19 protein-coding genes are annotated in these 21381 nt (G+C 71.1%); 8 read left to right on the top strand and 11 right to left on the bottom strand.

What is annotated here, in order from left to right:
• Positions 1-8: 8 nt before the first annotated feature.
• The 7 genes from CcI49_RS07185 to CcI49_RS07155 all read right to left on the bottom strand — a co-directional run bounded on the left by CcI49_RS07185 (position 9) and on the right by CcI49_RS07155 (position 8310).
• Positions 9-2108: a hypothetical protein gene (locus CcI49_RS07185; RefSeq protein ID WP_076825169.1), complete on the bottom strand. Its 2100-nt coding sequence runs from the start codon at positions 2106-2108 to the stop codon at positions 9-11.
• A gap of 21 nt (positions 2109-2129) precedes the next feature.
• Positions 2130-2534 (bottom strand): OB-fold-containig protein, encoded by a 405-nt coding sequence (locus CcI49_RS07180; RefSeq protein ID WP_054566788.1) that lies wholly within the window; start codon positions 2532-2534, stop codon positions 2130-2132.
• Between the two features lie 303 nt (positions 2535-2837).
• Positions 2838-4064 (bottom strand): fumarylacetoacetase, encoded by a 1227-nt coding sequence (gene fahA / locus CcI49_RS07175; RefSeq protein WP_076825166.1) that lies wholly within the window; start codon positions 4062-4064, stop codon positions 2838-2840.
• A 13-nt stretch (positions 4065-4077) separates the two neighbouring features.
• Positions 4078-5328, bottom strand: coding sequence for a homogentisate 1,2-dioxygenase domain-containing protein (locus CcI49_RS07170; protein WP_076825164.1), 1251 nt, complete (start codon positions 5326-5328; stop codon positions 4078-4080).
• 123 nt (positions 5329-5451) lie between these two features.
• Positions 5452-6657, bottom strand: coding sequence for a 4-hydroxyphenylpyruvate dioxygenase (hppD, locus tag CcI49_RS07165; protein WP_076825162.1), 1206 nt, complete (start codon positions 6655-6657; stop codon positions 5452-5454).
• A 37-nt stretch (positions 6658-6694) separates the two neighbouring features.
• Entirely contained in the window at positions 6695-7591 is an 897-nt protein-coding gene (locus CcI49_RS07160; protein WP_083473259.1) for an alpha/beta hydrolase, read from the bottom strand.
• On the bottom strand, positions 7591-8310 hold the full coding sequence (locus CcI49_RS07155) for a DNA alkylation repair protein (protein ID WP_076825299.1): 720 nt from the start codon (positions 8308-8310) through the stop codon (positions 7591-7593). Before CcI49_RS07155 ends, CcI49_RS07160 begins: the two co-directional genes overlap by 1 nt.
• Positions 8311-8455: 145 nt before the next feature.
• Here CcI49_RS07155 and CcI49_RS07150 point away from each other — a divergent pair, with 145 nt between their 5' ends.
• The 3 genes from CcI49_RS07150 (at position 8456) to CcI49_RS07140 (ending at position 10648) form a co-directional block, all read left to right on the top strand.
• A complete protein-coding gene (locus CcI49_RS07150) occupies positions 8456-8818 on the top strand; it encodes a PadR family transcriptional regulator (RefSeq protein ID WP_054566785.1) in 363 nt (120 codons plus the stop codon).
• A gap of 1 nt (position 8819) precedes the next feature.
• The gene (locus CcI49_RS07145) at positions 8820-9407 is read left to right on the top strand and encodes a hypothetical protein (RefSeq protein ID WP_076825160.1); all 588 of its coding nucleotides are present in this window, start codon (positions 8820-8822) and stop codon (positions 9405-9407) included.
• A 74-nt stretch (positions 9408-9481) separates the two neighbouring features.
• Positions 9482-10648: a serine hydrolase domain-containing protein gene (locus CcI49_RS07140; RefSeq protein WP_235497906.1), complete on the top strand. Its 1167-nt coding sequence runs from the start codon at positions 9482-9484 to the stop codon at positions 10646-10648.
• 18 nt (positions 10649-10666) lie between these two features.
• On the opposite strand, the gene CcI49_RS07135 is transcribed toward CcI49_RS07140, so the two are convergent.
• A complete protein-coding gene (locus CcI49_RS07135; protein ID WP_076825155.1) occupies positions 10667-11662 on the bottom strand; it encodes an aldo/keto reductase in 996 nt (331 codons plus the stop codon).
• 172 nt (positions 11663-11834) lie between these two features.
• Between CcI49_RS07135 and CcI49_RS07130 the strand changes: the two genes are divergently transcribed.
• From CcI49_RS07130 to CcI49_RS07115, 4 genes are all read left to right on the top strand, one after another.
• The gene (locus CcI49_RS07130) at positions 11835-12701 is read left to right on the top strand and encodes a helix-turn-helix transcriptional regulator (RefSeq protein WP_076825153.1); all 867 of its coding nucleotides are present in this window, start codon (positions 11835-11837) and stop codon (positions 12699-12701) included.
• A gap of 775 nt (positions 12702-13476) precedes the next feature.
• Positions 13477-15618, top strand: coding sequence for a PASTA domain-containing protein (locus CcI49_RS07125; RefSeq protein WP_076825151.1), 2142 nt, complete (start codon positions 13477-13479; stop codon positions 15616-15618).
• A gap of 212 nt (positions 15619-15830) precedes the next feature.
• Positions 15831-16100: a hypothetical protein gene (locus CcI49_RS07120; RefSeq protein ID WP_054566779.1), complete on the top strand. Its 270-nt coding sequence runs from the start codon at positions 15831-15833 to the stop codon at positions 16098-16100.
• Positions 16101-16201: 101 nt separating this feature from the next.
• Positions 16202-17110: an oxygenase MpaB family protein gene (locus tag CcI49_RS07115; RefSeq protein ID WP_076825149.1), complete on the top strand. Its 909-nt coding sequence runs from the start codon at positions 16202-16204 to the stop codon at positions 17108-17110.
• A 40-nt stretch (positions 17111-17150) separates the two neighbouring features.
• On the opposite strand, the gene CcI49_RS07110 is transcribed toward CcI49_RS07115, so the two are convergent.
• Entirely contained in the window at positions 17151-17795 is a 645-nt protein-coding gene (locus CcI49_RS07110) for a response regulator transcription factor (RefSeq protein ID WP_076825147.1), read from the bottom strand.
• Positions 17792-19057 carry a GAF domain-containing protein gene (locus CcI49_RS07105; RefSeq protein ID WP_076825145.1) on the bottom strand — a complete coding sequence of 422 codons (1266 nt, stop codon included), beginning with the start codon at positions 19055-19057 and terminating at the stop codon, positions 17792-17794. Before CcI49_RS07105 ends, CcI49_RS07110 begins: the two co-directional genes overlap by 4 nt.
• A 313-nt stretch (positions 19058-19370) precedes the next feature.
• On the opposite strand from CcI49_RS07105, the gene CcI49_RS07100 reads away from it, so the two are divergent.
• Positions 19371-20801, top strand: coding sequence for an alpha/beta hydrolase domain-containing protein (locus tag CcI49_RS07100; RefSeq protein ID WP_116437355.1), 1431 nt, complete (start codon positions 19371-19373; stop codon positions 20799-20801).
• 3 nt (positions 20802-20804) lie between these two features.
• Here CcI49_RS07100 and CcI49_RS07095 read toward each other — a convergent pair whose 3' ends face one another.
• The gene (locus CcI49_RS07095; protein ID WP_235497905.1) at positions 20805-21296 is read right to left on the bottom strand and encodes a TspO/MBR family protein; all 492 of its coding nucleotides are present in this window, start codon (positions 21294-21296) and stop codon (positions 20805-20807) included.
• Positions 21297-21381 lie beyond the last annotated feature (85 nt).

Here is a 21381-nt window from a genome sequence, read left to right as displayed (position 1 = left end):
GCCCGGCCTCAGCGGGTGGTGCCACGGCCGGGGGTGGTACGGGTGGCCGATGGCGTCGCCACGGTGGCGGCCTTCGCCGTCCTGGCGGACGTCGTCGCGGCCTCCAGCGTCGTCGTCGTCGTGGTCGTGGCCCCCGGCTGGGCCGCCGCGGCGGCGGCCGCGTCCGCCAGCTCCCGCAGCTTCCCGGCGTCCAGCCCACCGCCCTTGATCAGCTGCATCAGCAGCGCCGACACCGTGAGGTTCTGGACGTCACCGGAGCCCAGCGAGCCGAGCACCCTGGTCAGATCCGCGGTGAAGTCGGCGGAGCCGTCCAGCCACCGGCCCGCGAGGCCCCCGACGACGTCGGAGTGCTCGACGAAGCCATCCACCGCGCGGCCCATGGTGATCGAGCTCAACAGCCGGTCGAAGAACATGCTCTCGCCGCCGACGATGTCGATGTCGGCGCTCTCCAGACCGGCCGCCAGCACCGTGGCCTGGGACTCGGCGATCCGGCGCTGGATGTCGAGGCCCGCCAGCCGGATCTCCTTCTCGGCCTCCAGCCGCAGCCGGTACTCCTCGTGGCCTCGGCTCGCCTCGTCCAGCGCCGCCATCGCCGTCGCCTTCTCGGTGAGGCCGTCGGCCTCACCCCGCAGCCGCTCCCGGATCGCCGCCGCGGCGACCAGTGCCTTCTCCCGGTCGACCACGGCCTCGGCCCGGCCGACCTTCTCGATCGCCTCCGCCTCCCGTTCCCGCACCACGGCCGCGGCGAGCCCCTTGGCCGCGGCCTCGGCCTGGATGCCCTGGGCGAGCTGGATCTTGGCGCGGGTGTCGAGATCCGCGGCCCGCTGGCGGGCCTCGGCGAGGATCACCGCCTCCTGCGCCTTGTGCACGGCAGCCTGCTCGGCGGCCTCGGCCGCCTTGATGTCCTTGACGAGACCCTGCTGGGCCTCGGCTTCCGCTTCGATCACCAGGGCCTGCCGCAGGCGCTCGGCGTCTTCCACGGCCCGCAGCCGCTTGATGTTCTCCTCCTGCTCGGCGACCGTCAGGTCCACCGCGACCCGGTCACGGACCACCTCGGCGACCGCCTGCTTCTGCACCTCCAGCTCCTTGTCCATGGCGGCGCGGGACAGCGAGGTCTCCCGCTCCCGGGCGACGACCTCGAGCTGGCGGTCCTTCTCGATCCGCTCGGTCTCGATGGCGATGACCCGCTGCCTGTTCTTCTCCGCGACGGCGATCTCCCGCGCCTGGTTCTCCTTCTGGATGCCGATCAGCTCGTCGGCGCGCAGTGCCGCGGAGGTGGCCTTCAGCCGTTCCTCGGCCTGCACCCGGGCGGTCTCGGCCTCCTCCCGGGCCCGCGCGGTCGCGATCTCCTGCTTCTGCTTCGTCTCGGCGTCGGCCTGCCGCCGTTCGAGCTCGAGAATCGTCTCCCGCGTCTCGACATCCTTGCGGGTGATCTCCTTCTCCTCCTGGCGCTGATACTCGTTGGTGCGGACATGCTCGATGGTGGTCAGCTCGGTGATCTTCCGGATGCCCTGGGCGTCCAGGATGTTGTCCCGGTCGAGCTGGGTCATCGGGGTCTGCTCGAGGAAGTCGATGGCGGCGTCCTCGAGGCTGTAGCCGTTCAGATCGGTGCCGATGACCTGGATGATCTGGTCGCGGAACTCCTCGCGCTTCGTGTAGAGATCGACGAAGTCGAACTGCTTGCCGACGGTCTTCAGCGCCTCCGAGAACTTGGCGTTGAAGAGCTCCTGCAGCGTCGTCTGGTCACTGGCCCGCGCGGTGCCGATCGCCTGCGCCACCTTGATGACATCCTCGACCGTCTTGTTGACCCGTACGAAGAACGTGATGCGGATGTCGGCCCGTATGTTGTCCTGGCAGATCAGCCCCTCCCGGCCGGTCCGCCGAATCTCGATCGTCTTCACGGAGATATCCATCACCTCCGCCTTGTTGATGATCGGCAGGACGATCGCTCCGGTGAAGGTGACCTCCACCTTCTTGGAGCGCGACACGATCAGGGCTTTTCCCTGCTCCACCTGGCGGGACAGGCGACTGACCGCGACGACCGCGCCCAGCGCGGCAAGAATGACCAACCCGAAGAACACGCCCAGGAGGATGGTGATGAGGCTCATGCGCTTTCCTTTTCTACGCTCTCACTCGACGGCGGGGTGGTCGCGGTCCAGTTCGCGGATGAAGTCCAGCGGACTCACCCAGAAGATCTCGCGGGCGGCGTCATAGCTGTAGATCACGGCGGAGCTGCCAGCCCGCAGCAGCGGGTTGTTCTCGGGATGTCGCACCTGGACCAGCACGGACGAGCCGTCGTCGGCTCTGACCTCCGCCTGGCCGAACTCAGGCCCCACCCGGCCGGTGCGGATGACGCACAACCGCCCCAGCAGCTCGGAGCGGGAAGTTGCCGCCCCACGCCGCCGCCGCAGCAGCCGGCGCAGCGGGAAGAGCAGCAGGCGGACGAGGAGCCAGGTACCGACCAGCGCCACCGCGACCGCCACCACGGCCAGCGCGACGTGGAATGACGCGTCAAGCTCGACGTGGTCAAGCACTGCCGCATCCCGTGGACTGACAGCGGAGAACACGGCGATCAGCGGCGGCGTTGATCCGCGTTTTCCATGGTGAAGTACATGTACCCGCGGCCATCCATCCGTGCGGTGTTCTCGATGAACACACGGAAGATTTTCGGGTGACCTGTCGTGGACAACTGCATTACCTCCCCGGCGCGTCCCGAACCTGCTCGGGCGGGCATTCCCTCCCGCTGGAACGCCCACGTTGGCAAACCTAGAACGACCAGGCCTCGGGCGTGTAGTGGAGCGCTACACCCCCGGAGGGCCCGGCACGCTCGCGGTTTGTCAGGCCAGCGCGGCGGCTGGTTGAACGCGGCCGGTGACCTCACCGAACGACAGGGTTTCGCCGTGGTGGCCCGGGGCGACAGCGGTGATGGCGACATGGTCACCGTCCTGCAGGAACATGCGGACGGACCCGTCGGGCAGCTCCAGCGGCTCCCGGCCGCCCCACGACAGCTCGATGAGCGAGCCACGCTGGTCCCGGGCCGGGCCGGAGACCGTTCCGGAGGCGAACAGGTCGCCGGTTCGCAGCGAAGCGCCGTTGACCGTCAGATGCGCCAGCTGCTGGGCCGGCGTCCAGTACATGAGCCTGAAGGGCGGGCGGCTGACCAGGTGCCCGTTCAGCCGCACCTCCAGCTGGATGTCCAGGCCCCACGGCTCCGCCGCGGCGTCATCCAGATAGGGCAGCGGCGTCACCTCCCGGCGCGGCGGCCGGATCCGGGCCGCCTCCAGCGCCGCGAGCGGCACCACCCACGGGGAGACCGAGGTGAGGAAGGACTTCCCCAGAAAGGGACCGAGCGGCACGTACTCCCAGGCCTGCAGGTCACGCGCCGACCAGTCGTTGAGAAGACACACGCCGAACACGTGCCGGGGCAGGTCCGGCAGCGCCACCGGCCGCCCCGCCGGGGACGGGCTCCCCACGACGAACCCGATCTCCGCCTCGATGTCCAGCCGCTGCGACGGCCCGAAGTCGGGTGTGTCGTCCGCTGGGCCTCTGCGCTGTCCGCGGGGCCGGGTCACCGGCGTGCCGGAGACCACCACGGTGCCCGCGCGCCCGTGGTACCCGAGGGGCATGTGCAGCCAGTTGGGCGTCAGCGGCGCACCGCCCGGGCGGAGGATCCGGCCGAGGTTCTCCGCGTGGTCCCGCGAGCTGTAGAAATCGACGTAGTCGGCGATCTCGACCGGCAGGTGCAGGCGTGCCTCGCCGCGGGGCACGAGGTGCGGTTCGACGCGGCGGCGGTGGCGTTCGTCGGTCAGCCAGGTGACCAGATCGGCGCGCAGGGCCTGCCACCGCCGCGGCCCCTGGGCCATGAAGGCGTTCAGCGACCCGGTGCCGTGCACCGGGTTGACGGTGACACCGGTGAGATCGAGAATCTGATCACCGATCGCGACGCCGCTGCGCGGCCTGTCGTCGCCGTCGGTGGAGAACACGCCGTACGGCAGGTTCTCCAGCCCGAACCCGCTGCCGGACGGGATCCTCAGCCAGCTCGCGGCGGGCGGGCTCCCGCTCATCACGCGCACACGCTCATCCGGCACCGGGAAAGGCCGAGGCCGGGCTCGCCGTGCCTTCCGCCCCCGCCCAGGTCCAGGCGTAGCCCGGGTCGTCGACGGCCAGCGCCCCCTCCCCCAGGCCGAGCGGACGGAACGTGTCCACCATGATCGCGAGCTCGTCGAAGAACTCGGCGCCGAGCGAACGCTCGACGGCGCCGGGCTGCGGACCGTGGGTGTGGCCGCCGGGATGCAGCGAGACCGAGCCCCGGCCGATCCCCGACCCCCGACGGGCCTCGTAGTCCCCGGCGACGTAGAACATCACCTCGTCCGAGTCGACGTTGGAGTGGTAGTACGGCACGGGGACCGCCCGCGGGTGGTAGTCGACCTTGCGCGGCACGAAGGCGCAGATCACGAAGTCCCGGCCGGCGAAGACCTGGTGCACCGGCGGTGGCTGGTGCACCCGACCGGTGATCGGTTCGAAGTCGGCGACGTTGAAGGCGAACGGGTACAGGCATCCGTCCCAGCCGACGACGTCGAAGGGGTGCTCGGGGAACACGTGCACCGTGCCCGCCAGCCCCGCCGGCCCRCCGGCCCGGTGCCGGACGTGGACCTCGACGTCCGTGCCGTCGGCGAGCATCGGTTCGGCCGGCGCCCGCAGGTCACGCTCGCAGTACGGCGCCTGCTCCAGGAACTGCCCGTACCGGGTGAGGTAGCGGCTCGGCGGCGTGATGTGGCTGGACGCCTCGACCACGTAGAGGCGCAGCGGGTCCGGCCCGGTGGGCACCCACCGGTGGATCACGCCGCGGGGCAGCACGACGAGGTCACCGTGCCCCACCTCCAGAGCGCCGAACGACGTCTCCACCGTGGCGCCGCCGGCCTCGACGAAGGCGCACTCGTCCCCGACCGCGTCGCGGTAGTAGGGCGACGGCCTCGCGGCCACCACATAGGAGATCCGGACGTCGCCGTTCCCCAGCAGCAGCCGCCGCCCGGTGACCGCGTCGACCGCTCTGTACTGCGCGATGTGCCGCGCGTCGCCGGGGAACAGCTCCGGCAGCCTCAGGTGCCGGGGCCGCAGCGGGCTGTTCGCGACCAGTGCCTGGTCCGGCAGCTCCCACGCTCGGGCGTCGGCGATCGCCGACGGGACGAAGCGGTGGTAGAGCAGCGACGAGTCGGCCGAGAACCCCTCCGTGCCGACGAGCTCCTCGCGGTACAGGCCTCCGTCGGGCCGGCGGAACTGGGTGTGCCGCTTCGGCGGGACGTCGCCCACCTGCCGGTAGTAGGCCATCGGGGCACCTTCCTGCCTCATCGCCGCCGGTCGTCCCTGCCAGTCGCTGGACGCCCCTGTCGGTCGCCGGACGTCCCTGTCGGTCGCCGGACGTCCCGGTCGGTCGCCGGTCCCGGCTTTCCGTCAGAAGTTGCCGCGTTTCTCCTGCTCGCGTTCGATCGCCTCGAACAGTGCCTGGAAATTGCCCTTTCCGAACCCGAGCGACCCGTGCCGCTCGATCAGCTCGAAGAAGACCGTCGGGCGGTCCACGGGTGGCTTCGTGAAGATCTGCAGGAGGTAGCCGTCCTCGTCCCGGTCGACCAGAATCCCCCGGGAGGAAAGCTCCTCGACGGGCACCCGGACCGAGCCGATGCGGGCTCTCAGCCGCGGGTCCTCGTAGTAGGAGGCCGGGGTCGGCAGGAATTCCACCCCTTCGGCGACCATCGCGTCATAGGTGGCGATGATGTCGTCCGTCGCCAGCGCCACATGCTGGGCACCGGGGCCGCCGTAGAACTCCAGGAACTCGTCGATCTGCGATTTCCGCCGCCCGGCCGCCGGCTCGTTGAGCGGGAACTTCACCCGGTGGTTTCCGCTGGCGACGACCTTGCTCATCAGCGCCGAGTACTCGGTGGCGATGTCACCGCCGATGAACTCGGCCATGTTCGTGAAGCCCATGACCCGGTTGTAGAACTCGACCCATCGGTCCATCCGGCCGAGCTCCACGTTGCCGACGACGTGGTCGACGGCCTGGAACAGCCGCTCCGGCGCGCCCGGGCGCCGGCGCACCGTCGAGGCCCGCGGCTCGTAGCCCGGCAGGTAGACACCCTGGTAGCGCGAGCGGTCCACCAGCGTGTGCACGGTGTCCCCGTATGCGGCGATCGTCGCCATCCGCACGAGACCGTGCTCGTCCCGGACGTCGTGCGGACGCGCGAGAACTGTCGCGCCCTGCGCCGCCGCATGGTCGACGCACCGGTCGACATCCGGTACCTCGAGCGAGATGTCGACGATTCCGTCACCATGGCGCCGATGGTGCTCGACCAGCGGACTGGCCGGGTCGTAAGCGCCTTTTACCACGAAACGGGCCGCCCCGGAGCACAGCACATAGGCCCGATGGTCGCGATTTCCGTTCTCCGGCCCCGAATAGGCCACCAGCTCCATACCGAACGCCGACTGGAAGTAGTGCGCGGCCTGCACCGCGTTGCCGACGACCCAGACCAGCCCATCCCACCCGGAAACGGGAAACGGGTCCGCGGACGAGTCGTACTCCACCAGACCGACCAGCCGCCTCAGCTGATCCACGCTCAGATCAGCCAGGCGTTCCAGCTCGTTAACAGCCCGATCGGACGACATATCGCCCCCCTCACCATCGCGCTCCCCCGACAGGCCATCACGCCTCCGGCTGGTTTTCAAGCGCCGCGCTCAACGGGCCAGAACGCGCCGGGACAGAATGCGCCGGGACAGGACGCAGCAGGGCGTCCAGGATGACCGCGCGGACCGCGGCGGGCTGCTCCACCCAAGGGGAGTGGCCCGCGCCACCGAGAAGGACGCGGTCAGCGTTCGGGAGGGCGTCGAGCAAGGGGATCACCGCCTGCCACGGGCGAGGATCGTCCTCCCCGAAGATCATGTGAACCGGGGTCTCGATGGTGGTAGCGAGCGCAAGCAGGTCGATGCTGGTGCGGTCGGCCCAGAGCTGCCGGCTCGCGGTCAGGTTCACGCTGGCGCCCGGGGGCCGGGTGTCCCAGAACGCCTGCGCGTGCTCGGCCGCTCCTCCCGGGGAGAAGTCAGGCCGCCACTGCAGGAGGCACCACTCGCGCTCCTCGGCCGGCGTCCGGTCGCGCGCCGCGAGTTCTCTCCAGCGGCCGAGATCCACACCGAGGCGGCGATCGCGTTCGGCGGTGTAGGCCGGGCGGAAGGAGTCGTCGGCCCCGACTCCGGCGATGTAGACGACGCGGGTGGTGCGCTCGGGATGAGCCGCCGCGTACCGCAGCGCCAGTTCGGCACCCCACGAATGTCCGAGGACTGCCCAGCGGTCGATTCCCAGTGCGGCGCGCACCTGGTCCAGGTCGCTGACCGCCTGGGCGATGGTGAAAGGACCATCGCCGGTCGACCGTCCGCAGCCCCTCTGATCGAAACGGGCGACAGCGACGTTCTCGGCGAGCAACGACGCCAGCGGGCCCAGGTAGTCCCAGAGGCCAGGGCCGCCGTGGCAGCAGACCACCGGCGGCCCAGCGCCGTCCATCACCGTCCAGAGCACTGCCCCGTCCTGCACTCGGACGTGACGCATCACGATGCCTCCAGCGGTTTCAGCTGATGTTCTCCGATGTTCTTCAGGGCCTCGCGGCGCGAGAGAGGTGACAGGGAGTCCCCGCGGGCGGTGACGAAGCGGCGGACCTCGGCCGGGTTCGTCCAGGCGTACTGGCGCAACGCCCATCCGATGGCCTTGCGGATGAAGAAGTCCCGGTCGTCGAGGTTGGCGTCGATGCAGGCGTACAGCAGGTCCAGGTCGGTCGCGGCCTTGAAGGACAGCTGGCAGATGATCGACGTCCGGCGCCGCCACAGGTCGCCGTCACGGCTCCACCGCAGCATCACGGGGCGGATCGCGGTGGGGTCCGCGGCGAGCAGCGGGCCGACCCGGCGGGAGGCGATCTCGTCGACGTAGTCCCACCAGGCACCAGTCGTGATCATCTCTTCGTAGAGGTCCAGCGTGTCCGCGCGCTGGTAGCCGCGATAGGCACGGTGACCGGTCAGGTCGATCGCCGCGTACCGCTCCTCGCGGTACTCCGCCTCCCGCCACAGCGCCCGGACGGTCGCCCTCCAGCTCGACTGGCTGGGCAGGGTCCGCTCGGCCAGGACGGGACGCAGCGCTCGTTCCCGGACGGGCTTCGGCACGCCGCGGAAGAGCATCTCCGACTTCATGTACGCCTGCATGGCCGGTGCCTTCGCCGGGTCGGCGGCACCGGCGAGCGCCGCTCGCACCGCCGCGACCAGCTGACCATCGGCCATCTCCGCACCCGTCTCGTTACGCGCCATCTTTGACATGCTGCCCGCCACCACCGCGCTGAACGGTCGGCGGGTGTCCGGTCCTCGACAGCGCACTCGCCAATGCCAGCTACTTGACGATACCGAGTACCAGGCTTAGCTTGCATCCATGGCGCCGACACATGATCCCCAACTCCTCAAGGGCGTCCTGTCACTGCTGTTGCTTCGGCTCCTCGCCGAGCGTGAGTCGTACGGCTACGAGGTCGTTCAGCGGCTGCGGCAGCTCGGCCTGACGGACATCACCGAGGGCAGCGTGTATCCGGCGCTGGCCCGCCTGGAACGCGAGGGCCGGGTGGAGGCGCGGCTGGTCGCGTCCCGATCCGGCCCGGCCCGCAAGTACTACCGGCCGACCGCGGCCGGCACCGAGGCCCTGGCAGAAGGCACCGCGAGCTGGCTGTCGCTGGCCGCGGTGGTCCATCCCACGCTGGTCCGCCCCCTCCCCGACCCACCCACCTCGACGGAGGACACCTGACATGGCCACATCACGGGGAACTCTCGACCGGCTGCGCATCGAACGCGCCGTGTGGACGCTCGACGCCCGTCTGCAGGACCTGCCACGCAGATCCCGGATCGCCAAGCGGCGGGAGCTACGCGACAACCTGTGGGCCGCCGCCGAGGATGTCGGCGCCCGGCGGGCCGTGCGTCAGCTCGGTGATCTGCGGGTCCTCGCGGCCGGCTATCTCGCCGCCGAATACGGCGAGCTCACCCGGCGGCCGTCCTGGGGAGCCGCGGCGCTCACCATCCTCCTCGTCGAGGTGGTGATGACCCTGCTCACGCACGTCGGAAGAGTCGCCTTCGACGCCGGGATCACCGCGACCGACCCGCAGGCCACCGGCACCTTCCGCTGGGCCGGGGTCCCCTACCTGATCAGCGACGAGACATTCACCTATCTCGACGGAGCACACACATCCGTCGGCGGTGCCTGGACACCGCTGGTCTACGTGCTCATGCTCGGCGGGGCATTCGTCACCGGGCGGCTGTGGCGGCTGACAATCGCCTGGCGGCGGTACCAGACCCGACCGGTTGTCACTGATCAGCAGAAGACTGGCGGTCAGGCGTGAGGCCCGGGCCGACGGGGGCGGCGCACCTGAGAACCGCCTCTCCATATCGCCGCATCAGCACGATTCTCCCGGCCGTGGCGGTCCTCCTGATCGCGGTTGTCATCTCGCCGCTGCTCGCGGGCACCGCACCCGCTCTTGCCGGCACCGCGACGCAGGGGGTTTCGACGCAGCGGGCTTCCGAGCCGGCCACCTCGTCGAGGATCAGCCCTGACCTGCAGACACTGCTGAGCGACGTCACCGCCGCAGGCGTTCCCGGTGTCATGGTCCGGGTGCAGGACCACAACCGGATCCGCCAGGTCGCCGCGGGTGTCACGGACCTGGCCACCGGTGCCCCTTTGCGACCGCAGGCCAAGGTACGGATCGGCAGCATCACGAAGACGTTCGTCGCCACCGTGGCGCTCCAGCTCGTCGGCGAGGGACGCCTCACCCTCGACCAGCCCGTGGAACGCCGGCTGCCGGGCCTGCTGCGCGACGGGAACAGGATCACCGTTCGGCAGCTGCTCAACCACACCAGTGGCCTGTTCGACTACACCGCCGACCCGAAGCTGCTGGCCGGCATCACCGCGAACCGGGTATTCGCCCCGGCGGAACTCGTGGCCATCGCCGAAACCCACCCGAGCTCCTTCGCACCCGGCACCGCCTGGGCGTACTCCAACACCAACTACATCGTCGCCGGTCTGCTCATCCAGTCGGTCACCCATCATTCACTGGGCGAGGAGCTCGACCGGCGGATCTTCCGGCCGCTGGGCCTGGCTGACACCTCGTTCCCCACCGCCATCGGGAACATTCCCGGCTATCACGCCCACGGATACGTCCCGCCGGACCTCGTTCCCGCGGCCGATGGTGGGCCGTTCGATGTGACCGGGCTCAATCCCTCGCACGCCTGGGCAGCCGGTGCCATCGTCTCCACCGTCAGGGACGTGTCCCGCTTCTATCAGGCACTGATGGGCGGTGAACTGCTCAGCGCCCGGATGCTCCGGCAGATGAAGACCACCACCGTGGAGGATGCCGCCGATCCGGGCTTTCGCTATGGCCTCGGGATCGAACGGGTCTCCGACCGCTGCGGAGTGAACTGGGGCCACAGCGGCGCGATCTTCGGATACCAGGCAATGGCGTTCTGGAACGAGGACACCGCCCGTACCGTCACGATGGCCAGCACCATCTATCCCGCCCCACCGGCCACCACGGCCGCGCTCACAACCGCAGCCGATCAGGCCCTGTGCGGGACACCGCGCTCCTGACCGTGGAAAGGGCTGCTGTCAGTTTCCGACGCCCAGGGAGGACATGAGGACGCTGGGGTACCGGTCGCCGCGGGCCGAGCCGGCCGGTACGGCCTTCTCGATCTCGGCGAGGTCGTCCGCGGAGAGGTTCAGCTCGAGGGCGGGCAGTGCCTCGGCCAGCCGATCGCGGGTCCGGGCGCCGACCAGGGGCACGATGTCGTCGCCCTGGGCCGCCACCCACGCGATAGCCAGCTGAGCGACGGTGGCGCCCTTCGCCGTGGCGACCTCCCGCAGCGCCTCCACCAGGGTGAGGTTGTGCTCCACGTTCCCGCTGGAGAACCGCGGGCTGTGGGCGCGGAAGTCGCCGGGGCCGGCGGCCTGGCCGGCGCGCCAGTGCCCGGAGATCAGGCCCCGGCCGAGAACTCCGTACGCGGTCAGGCCGATGCCCAGCTCCCGCAGCGTGGGCAGGATCTCCTCCTCCACCGCCCGGGAAACCAGCGAGTACTCGATCTGCAGATCGGCGATCGGATGGACGGCGTGCGCGCGGCGGATCGTCTCGGCGTCGACCTCGGAGAGGCCCACCTGCCGCACATAGCCGGCGTCGATCATCTCCTTGATCGCACCCACGGTCTCCTCGATCGGGACGGCCGGGTCCAGCCGTGCCGGCCGGTAGATGTCGATGTGGTCGGTGCCGAGCCTGGCCAGTGAGTAGGCCAGGAAGTTCCGGACCGCGTCGGGACGGCCGTCCTGCCCGAGGAATCGGCCGTCCGGCCCGCGCAGCCCGCCGAACTTGACGCTCAGCACATAGCTGTCGCGGTCCCGGCCACGCAGTGCCTCCTCGAGCAGCAGCTCGTTGTGGCCCATTCCGTAGAAGTCGCCGGTGTCGATCAGGGTGATGCCGGCGTCCAGGGCGGCGTGCACCGTGGCGATGCTCTCCGAGCGGTCGGACGCCCCGTAGGCGCCCGACATGCCCATCGCTCCCAGGCCCAGCGCGGCCACGGACGGTCCGGTGCTGCCGAGAGTTCGTGTCTGCAATGTGCTCTCCTTCGTTCTCGGTCGGCCGCGAGCTGTCGTCGACCGTCGACTGTCGACCGCGGCTTTCGCTCGTCTCCACCTTGCGGCTGCCTCGGCAGATCCGGGAGAGGAGTGTTCATCGTGGGAGCGTCACTCCCTGGCTCGACTCGCCCTGCCGGGGAAACATGTGGTTGTGCAACGTGACGAGCTCGCCGACTTCCTGCGGCGGCGCCGCGAGGCGATCCGCCCGGCCGAGGTGGGCCTGGCCGACGGCCCGCGGCGGCGCACCACCGGCCTGCGCCGGGAGGAGGTGGCCATGCTCGCCGGCATGTCGGTCGACTACGTGGTGCGCCTTGAGCAGGGCCGCAGCAGCCAGCCGTCCACCCAGCTGCTGGGTGCGCTGGCCCGGGCGCTGCGGCTGTCCGACGACGAGCGCGATCATCTGTTCCACCTGGCCGGGCACCTGCCACCTCCCGCCGCCAGCCGGGCCCGGCTGGCCCGCGCCGGCCTGGTGCGCATGCTCGACCTGCTCGGCGACACACCGGCCCTGGTGATTTCCGACCTGGGCGAGACCCTGGCCCACAACCGCGCCGGTCTGCTGCTGACCGGCGATCACAGCGGTTTCGTGGGCGACCAGCGCTACCTGGTCTACCGCTGGTTCACCAGCCCTGCCACCCGCGAAGCCCACTCACCGGAGGAGCACGAGCACCAGTCCAGACAGCTCGTTGCCGACCTGCGCGCGACCGCAGGGCGGCGCTCCGGCGACCCGGAGGTCATCGGGCTCGTCGAGCGGCTGCAGGCCGCCAGCGCCGACTTCCGCCAGCGCTGGGCCGAGCACGAGGTGGCGGTCAGACGCGCCGACCGCAAGACGCTGCACCATCCGCGGGTGGGCCGCCTTCTGATGGACTGCGAGACCCTGGTCACCCCGGACCAGGGCCAGCTGCTGCTGGTGTTGACCCCGGCGGACACCGAATCACGTGAACGCCTCGAACTGCTGCTCGTCCTGGGTATCGAGAATTTCCCGATGGGCGGGACGAGTGAACCAGGACGGGTTCTCTGATCTCCTCGGTAGTCGAGCCCAGGCCCGCAGCTCGGAGTCGAGGATTTTTCGCCGTCCCAACGACCAGGATCCTCAACGCTTGCTCGACAGCAGCAGTAGCAGTGACAGCCAGAGGATCGGGATCCCGGCTACCCGCTCCCACGCTGCTGCAAATCCTGCACTTTTCGTAGCCTGCCAGGCGAGGCTGTTGCCGTCGGCGCCACCGGGACTGCGGGAGGCGAGCAGCCCGCCCCGTTCCAGGTGCGATGTGGTAGCAGCCGGTGCCGCGTCTGCTGTTTATCAACAGCAAACCGCCGGGACGAGCACCGAGAGCTGATGTGCACATTAACCGCCCGTTGTCGACCGGTTATCGGCTCCGCGATAGGTCCACAACCCGATTCCCGAACGCCGCGTCTTTGGAGGCGAAGCCACGAAAATGTAACGACGGAAGCGGTGCCCTGCACCGATGTTGACTCGGCCGTCCGGAGGCGTTGTGGACGTACGTGAGAACGCCCCGGCGTCCGATGCGGCGGGGCGGAACGCCAGCGGGAATTCTCCCGTCGACGCAGGTGGCACGCGCCGGCCGGGAATCACGCCGACGCCTGGCGGGAATGTCGGCCCCGTTGGCGGCGGTCGCCCCGTTGGCGGCGGCCCGGTTCGCGGCGATCGCCCTGTTGCCGGCGGCCCCGTTGGCGTTGGTGCTGGCGGCGGCAGCCCTGGCGGCGGCGGTGGTGCTGTTGACGGCGGTGGCGCGACCCACCCTGGCACCAAACCGCTGCTTGCCACCGATCCCCGCGTGCTGGGGCGGTACCGGCTGCTCGGCCGGCTCGGCGCAGGTGGGATGGGGACCGTCTACCTGGCCACTCCCCGCGCCGGCCAGGCCACCGCCACCGCCGCTGTCGCTGTCGGCGGCGCCAGCGACGCCAAGGCCGCCGCAGGCAACATGACCGACCGTCTGGTGGCGCTGAAGGTGATCCGGGCGGAGTTCGCGCAGCTGCCCGAGTACCGCTCCCGCTTCCGGCGTGAGGCCGACCTCGCCCGCCGGGTCGCGCGGTTCTGCACCGCCGAGGTGCTCGACGTCGTCGACCCGCCCGACGGCGCGCCCTACCTGGTCACCGAGTACGTGGCAGGGCCGACGCTCTACCAGGCGGTCGCGGCGAACGGGCCGCTCGCGTCGGGTGATCTCGAGCGTGTCGCGGTGAGCGTCGCGGCCGCCCTGACTGCCATCCACGGTGCGGGCCTCGTGCATCGGGACCTCAAGCCGGCGAACGTTCTGCTGTCCTCGCTCGGCCCGCGGGTGATCGATTTCGGCGTGGCGCTGGCCGTCGACAGCACATCCCAGGTCGGCGAGAGAATGGTCGGGACGCCGGCCTTCATGGCACCGGAGCAGGTGACCGGCACGGAGGTCACCGGCGCCGCCGACGTGTTCGCCTGGGGCGGCCTGGTGCTTTTCGCGGGGACCGGTCGCCTGCCGTTCGGGGACGGACCCTCGCCGGCGCAGATGTTCCGGGTCATGCACAGCGATCCGAACGTGGCCGGCCTCGACCCGGCGCTCACCGAGGTCGTGCGGGACGCGATGCGCCGCGACCCACGCAGCCGCCCGAGTGCCGACGAACTGCTGAGCCGCCTGGTGCGGCTGGGCGCGGTGCCGGCTCCGGGCGGCGGCGGGCTGATGCCGTCCCCGGCGGTGGCGGCGGCGGCCCGCGACAGCGCCTCCGACTGGCTCACCGACCTGGCCCTGGTCTCACCGGTAACGCCGGCTGCCGGCACGCCGACGCCCGGCACGCCGGCGGCCGGCATCGCGGGACGGGAAACGCCGCCACCCGGGGTGCCCCACGCTCCCGCGCCCGGCTGGTCGGACTCCGGCGATCGACGTTCCGCGGAACCCGACCTCACGATGATCGCCCCAGCGGGCAGGCCGGCGGCCGGCTCGACCCAGGAGCGCCCGGCCGCTCGGCGGGGCCGCCGACGGATGGTCCCGGTCCTGGTGGTGGCACTGGCGACGTTGCTGGTAGCCGCCGGGGCCGCTGCCGTCCAGCTGCTGCCGACCGGCTCGGATGGCCGGCTACCCACGGCCGAGGCAACCGGCAGGAGCACCGACGGCGGCAGTCGGGACCGGGAGGAGCCGGGCAGCACCGGCTCGACCGGTTCGACGGGTTCGACCGGACAGCCGGATGACCCGTCCGCGACCGCCGGCGACGCCGGGAGCTCACCGGCCCCCGGCGACATGGAGGGCTACCGGCCAGGCCCGCCCGCCAAGCGCGCCACCGTTCCCGACGTGGTCGGCGAGCCGATCGGCCGCGCTGAGGATCGGCTGCGCGCGGCCGGCTTCTCACACTTCCAACGGGACTACCGCCTGGATCAGGCCGCGGTGGACGTCGTCACTGCCACCGACCCGGTCTCCGGCACCTCGGCCAACACAGAAACGATCTTCACCCTCACCGTCTCGTCCGGCCGCGGCCACACCACGGTCAGCGACTTCATCGGCCGCACCGAACGGGACGTCCGCACCGGCCTGGCCAGCGCCGGGCTGAAGATGAACCTGGTGGTGAACAACGGCCCTTCCGACCAGGGCGCCGGGCTGGTGGAGAAGACCGACCCGCCCGCGGGAACGCAGGTGGCCTTTGACACCACCGTGACGGTCACCATCGCGAGCACGCAGGTCAACGTGCCCGACGTGGTCGGCCGCAGCCGGTCCGACGCCCGGGCGACGCTCACCGGCTACGGCTTCGACGTGGTCGAGCAGAACCAGGCCAGCGACCGGCCTGTGGGCACGGTGCTGTCCCAGTCTCCGGCCTCCGGGCTCGTCACGCGCGGCGCGACGGTCAGCCTCGTCCTCGCCGCCCCGCCCAGCGGCGGCAGCACCGACGGATCGGGCGGCGCCGCGGGTTCCGGCACCAACCCGGACGGTTCCGCCGCACCGTCGACCGTGAGATAGCGGGGCAGGCACTGGGCCTCGGAGAAGTGGCGGCCCTGCACGGCGGGGCTGCACCTGAAATGGACACCTACGCCTATGTCAGGTTGTCCGACCGGCCGGTCAGTGTTCGTAACCTGCGGCTGCGGGAATGGGACCTACCCAAACGGGCTAGTACATCCAGGCCAACCCTTGACGGCCGGATGCTTTCGAGCACATTGCGAGGTGTCCACAGCGTGGTCTTTATCGTTCTGCTGTTTCCGCTGGCGCTCCTGGCGATGACGACACTCATGGACGCGGTCGAGGACTTGCTGAGCTCACTGATGACGCCGGCACGACGACGCGGACTCGCCGGGGCGGCACAGATGCGGCGCAGGACCGAGAGCGCCGTACGGGCAGCGGCACCTGCGCCGGTGGCCGCACCGCCGATGCGGGCCGCCGACCGGCGTCCCGTGCTGCCCGCCGAGTACGACGCCCCGACGGCGCAGGCCGCGGGCTGGTACTGAGCGCACAGGCCGGCGTTCAGACCGGGACAGGCGGCAGACGGCCCTGTCCGGTTTGCTACATATCAACGACCTGGGTTGGCCCACCGCCAATACTCGGCCGAGTGATCGCTACCGGTGGCGGGTGCGGGAGTCTCAGGAGTAGAAGGAGTAAAAGGAGTCGCGGGGGTCACGGCGGGCGCGAGATCAGCACAGCCGGTCTCGATCCCGACCGGGACTGGCCTGAGATCGTCCGGCTCCTCATCTTCCACGAGTTTCCCTGGGATGCGCGGACCGCCGGCAAGCTGACGATCTGGCACCTGTTCGCGGTCCCGAGCACGGCGAGTGTCGTCGGCTCGATCGACGCGCTAGCCGAGCGGGCCGAGGAAACCTCGCTCACCTTCGGCGACCTGCTCGAGCACGGCTTCGAGTCACCGGTCGGGCGGGACGTCCTGCGCATGGTGAACAGGGCGCACCGCGGGTGGGGAATCACCGACGGCGATCAGTGTTACGCCATCGCGTCGCTGGCGGTGACGCTGGTGCGCTGGCTGGACCGGTACGGATGGCGTGCGCCCACCCCGGACGAGCGCTCCGCCATAGCGCGGTTCTACCTGGAGCTGGGGCGGCGGATGGGCGTACGCGGCCTGCCGGCCGACTACGACGGCCTCGCCGCCTACCTCGCCCGGTGGGAACGCGACCGGGCGGCGTACTCACCGCTCGGGGAACGCGTCAGCGAGGCGACCATCGCGCTGGCCGAGTCACAGCTGCCACGGCCGCTGGTGCCCCTGGTCCGGCCGTTCGTCGCGACGCTGCTCGAACCGCAGGTCCGCGCGGGAGTCGGCCTCGCGCTCCCGCCGGTGCCGGTCCGCGTGGCCATCCACGCCGTTCTCCGTGCCCGGGCGACGGTCGTCCGCCGGCTCCCGCCGCGGCGCCACCCCACCACCCCGCGCACGAGGCGGCGACGCCGCGACACCCGGCGCGCACGGCTGTGGCCTCAGCACGCCGCCGGCGTGGTGTCTCCCGGCCACGGGTAGTGCCCTGTCGCCAGAGCCTGCTGCCGGCGAATGCCGAGCCTCAGAGGATGCCGAGCTCGTGCGCACGGGCGAGTGCCTCGACCCGGTTGCGTGCTCCGAGCTTCTCCATCAGGCGCTGGAGATAGGTCTTCACGGTGTTGCGGGTCAGGCCGAGGGCGTCGGCGATCTCCGGGTTGGTCTGCCCCATCGCGACCCGGCGGAGAATGTCGTACTCGCGCCGGGTGATCCCGCGGCCCGCGAGTCCGTGGCGGGCCGTGACGGCACCGGCATCGGTCTCGATGCCGGCGGTGACGCCCCGCTCCCCGTTGACGACCTTGCGGATGGCGTCCACCAGGTCGGCGCGTTCGACGTCCTTCACGACGACGCCGTGCGCTCCGGCGGCGAGCGCGGCCTCGACCGCGGCGTGGTCGGGGTAGGCGGTGAAGAGGATGACCTTGAGCGACGGCGTGYCGGCGAGCAGGCCGGCGGTCGTCTCGGGTCCCAGCATGTCCGGCATGCGCAGGTCGAGCAGGACGATGTCGGGCCGCAGCCTGGCGGCGGCCGCGATGGCGTCCCGGCCGGTGCGGGCGTACCCGACGACATCCAGCCACGAGGTGSGCTGGAGTGCGAGGGTGACGCCGTCCAGGACGACGGGATGGTCGTCGGCGACGAGCACCTTCACCGTCCGGGCCGTTCCCGTCGTCATGTCGGCAGCCAGGCGTGGACCATCGTCCCGCCATCGGAGCTCGGTTCGATCCGCATGGTCCCGCCGACCCGACCCATCCGTTCGCTCATGCTGGCCAGGCCCAGCCCTCGGGGTGCGACCGGCGGGGCGCCGGGGAGCGTGCCGGCCAGTGCACCCGGCCGTGCCTCCGATGGCGCGTCGGGTGGTGCGTCCGGTGGTGCGTCCGGTGGTGCGTCCGACCGCGCGCCGGCAGCGGACGGATCGACGCCGACGCCGTCGTCGGCGATCACGACCGTGACTCCCCCCGCGGCCGCGAAGACGGACACGACGACGGACGACGCGCCCGCGTGCTTCTCGGCGTTCACCAGGGCCTCGCGGGTCACGTCCGCGAGTGCTCCGGTCTGGGCGGTGGACAGCTCGGGAAGGTCGGTCAGGGTGAGCACCCGGGCGGGGATGGCGGTCCGCTCGCTGAACGCACGGCAGTGCTCGCGTAACGCCACATCGAGCGCGAGGCGCCGCGGCGCGGCGGACAGGACCCGCATCGACCCGCGCAGAGCAGCCGCGGCCTGCGCGATCTGGGCCTCGATCGTGGCGAGGCGGGAACGGACCTCCGGGTCGAGACCAGGGTCCGCGGCCAGCCGCTGGATGCCGGCGCCGATCGTGAACAGCAGCGCGCCGACCCCGTCGTGCATCTCCAGCGCCAGACGGCGCCGCTCCTCGTGCACCGCGACCTCGGCGGCGTGCCGGGCACGTTCCGCGACGATCTGCGCGGTGGCCAGGGTGCTGGCCGCGCGTTCCAACCGACCGACGGTGAGATCGCTGTACTCGGTCTCCCGCCGGCTGGCGCCGTACAGCACGCCCAGCAGCCGGCCCTCGGCGACGACCGGCACGGCGACCATGGAGACGAGCCGCTCCCGGGAGACATGCCAGGCGAAATCGCTCGTGATCTCCCGCGCACCGACGTAGTCACGGACCCACATCGGCCGGCCCGACGCCATCACGACGCCCCCGAGGCCCACGCCACGGGGCACGATCAGGCCCCGCAGGACGTTCGTCCTGAGGTTCACCGGGTTCCCGAGCGCGAGCACGTCGCTGCCCGCCGGCAGGCCCACCCAGGCCACATCGACGCCGTCGGTGTCGGGGACGGTGGTGACCACCCGGCGAATGGCCGTGTCACGGTCGAGCGACGCGACGATCTCCGTGTACTCCCGCTCGGCGGCGGCCAACCGCTGCCTCGGCGAGGTGTGCGGAGACAGCGGAGACCTGCGCTCGCTGACCACCACGCCCCTGTCCTCCGATCATGTCGGCTGGGGCGGATTATCGACTCCGAACCGTGCCACCCGCACCCGTTGGGCGGCCTGCCTCCCACGGTCTCCGTCTGGAGACCTCCATCCGGACGTCTCCGGATGCCGATAGCGCCCCCGCGGCGTTGATCGCCAGACTGCCGGAATCACGTTGGAGGCGTTTCGCCCCGGTACGAGGTGGTTACCGATGAAGGTTCGCGACAGAGCCGATCAGGGCACGTTATCCGGAACCCGATCCCGCTCGGCACCACGCTGGCGCCGGTCGCTGACGCTGGCCCTCACCTGCATCGTCATGGTGTCGCTCGCGGCCTGCCTGCCGCCCGGCGAGCCCGGTGGTCCCGGTGGGCCCGCACCCGGTCCGGCGGCGGACCTGTCGCAGGAGCTGACCGGCGGCAACGGCGCGTTCATCGGCACCGCGATCCCGGTCGATCTCGCACCGGCCGGTTACGTGCAGCACGAGTACGCCGCCACGGGCACCGCGACGTCGTACCAGGCAGTCGGCGGGCTGAGCGCGGACGGCCGGTGGACCTTCCAGCCGGACACGACCGCGCCGTACCGCACGCGGGTGCTGGTGCGCGAGCCGGCGGRCGCCACACGGCTCAGCGGCACGGTCGTCGTGGAATGGCTCAACGTCAGCGGCGGTGTCGACGCCGACGCCGAGTGGGCGAACCTCCACGAGGAGATCATCCGGGCGGGGCACATCTGGGTCGGCGTGTCGGCCCAACGGCTCGGCATCGAGGGCGGGCAGGTGCTCGTCACGCTTCCCGCGGCCGGGTCGGAGCTGGCCGGCAAGGGTCTGAAGGTCATCGACCCGGCCCGCTACGGCTCGCTGAACCACCCCGGTGACGGCTTCGCGTACGACATCTTCACCCAGGTCGCACGCGGTCTGCGGGCCGGCGCCGCGATCGGCGGAACCCAGCCGCGGAAGATCATCGCCGCGGGCCAGTCACAGTCGGCGTTCGCGATGGTCACCTACTACAACGGCGTCCAGCCGCTGACCGGCGCGTTCGACGGCTTCTACGTGCACAGCCGGGGGGCGTCCAGCCTGCCCCTCGTCGGGGCCGGGCAGAACGCGGAACTGACCAGCGCGCTGCTCGCCGGATCGACCGCCACGTTCCGCACCGACCAGGCCGCGCCGGTGATGGACGTCCAGGCCGAGTCGGACCTGACCAGCATCCTCGGGTCCGCCAAGGCACGGCAGCCCGACAGCGACCGTTTCCGCCTCTGGGAGGTCGCCGGCACCGCGCACGCCGACGCCCACCTGCTCGGCGCCAACGCGCAGAACGTCGACTGCGGCGCGCTGATCAATGACGGCCCACTGCACGTCGTCGTCAAGGCTGCCCTGCACGCGCTCGACGGCTGGCTGACAACCGGCCAGCCGCCGGCCGCCGCACCGCGGATCACCACCGACGACGGGCTGTTCCCCTCCGTCCGCCGCGACGCGGACGGCATCGCCCTCGGCGGGGTCCGTACACCGCCCGTCGACGTGCCAGCCGTCGTCCTGTCCGGTGATCCCGGACCGAAGCTGTCCCCGATCTGCCTGCTGATCGGCTCGACGAAGCCACTGGACGCATCCCGCCTCGCGGCGCTGTATCCGTCCCGGGCGGACTACGAGCAGCGTTACGCCGCCGGTATCGAGGCCGCCATCGGCGCCGGGTTCGTTCTCACCGACGACCGCGGCGCCCTGGCCGCCTACGCCAGGCCGGATCTCGTCGCCGGCTGACCGTCAACCGGAACCGGCTTCCTGCGCCGATGGGTTGCGGGCCGCGATCGCGGCGTTGAGCGCGGTCGCGAAGCCCGTCCAGGTCAGGTAAGGCAGCAGGGCAACCCCGGCGGAGCGGTCCGCGTGCCAGGCCCGGCGCAGAAGATCGACGTTGGAGGCGTCGAGGGCGAGAATCTCCGCGAACGCGAGGCCTGGGCTTCGGACCCGGAAGAACAGCGGAGTCCAGGCGGCGTTCAGGAGCAGGTTGATCCCGAAGGCACGGCGCAGGCGGCGCCGGTGGTCGTCGCCGGCCGTGCCGTCGAGCGCCCTGGCACCAGCGAACGCGATCAGAAGGTAGATCGGTGTCCAGACCGCGGGGAAGGCCGACCGCGGCGGCTGCCAGGCGGGTTTGTCCAACGACAGGTACCAGGAGGAGTCGGGTCTGGTCGCGACCGCGCCGACGCCAGCCGCGACCGCTGTGGCGATACTCGTCCTGGCCAGGGTCCACCTACTCACCCAGGTCAGGTACCCGCGACCGGCCCGGTCCGACACTCCGGCGTGCTGTCCCAGCAACCGCTGGCGAGAGTCCGGGCGCGTGCCA

Origin of the sequence: Frankia sp. CcI49 (assembly GCF_001983215.1) — a bacterium.
GTDB classification, from domain to species: domain Bacteria; phylum Actinomycetota; class Actinomycetes; order Frankiales; family Frankiaceae; genus Parafrankia; species Parafrankia irregularis.
The sequence above is the reverse complement of the archived record's forward strand: the minus strand, read 5'-3'. Positions and strand labels throughout refer to the sequence as shown.

What these genes read in the sequence shown, in the direction of transcription:
- CcI49_RS07185 (WP_076825169.1), bottom strand. Translation starts at nt 2,108, where the DNA reads ATGAGCCTCATCACCATCCTCCTGGGCGTGTTCTTCGGGTTGGTCATT.
- fahA (WP_076825166.1), bottom strand. Translation starts at nt 4,064, where the DNA reads ATGAGCGGGAGCCCGCCCGCCGCGAGCTGGCTGAGGATCCCGTCCGGC.
- hppD (WP_076825162.1), bottom strand. Translation starts at nt 6,657, where the DNA reads ATGTCGTCCGATCGGGCTGTTAACGAGCTGGAACGCCTGGCTGATCTG.
- CcI49_RS07160 (WP_083473259.1), bottom strand. Translation starts at nt 7,591, where the DNA reads ATGCGTCACGTCCGAGTGCAGGACGGGGCAGTGCTCTGGACGGTGATG.
- CcI49_RS07155 (WP_076825299.1), bottom strand. Translation starts at nt 8,310, where the DNA reads ATGGCCGATGGTCAGCTGGTCGCGGCGGTGCGAGCGGCGCTCGCCGGT.
- CcI49_RS07150 (WP_054566785.1), top strand. Translation starts at nt 8,456, where the DNA reads ATGGCGCCGACACATGATCCCCAACTCCTCAAGGGCGTCCTGTCACTG.
- CcI49_RS07145 (WP_076825160.1), top strand. Translation starts at nt 8,820, where the DNA reads ATGGCCACATCACGGGGAACTCTCGACCGGCTGCGCATCGAACGCGCC.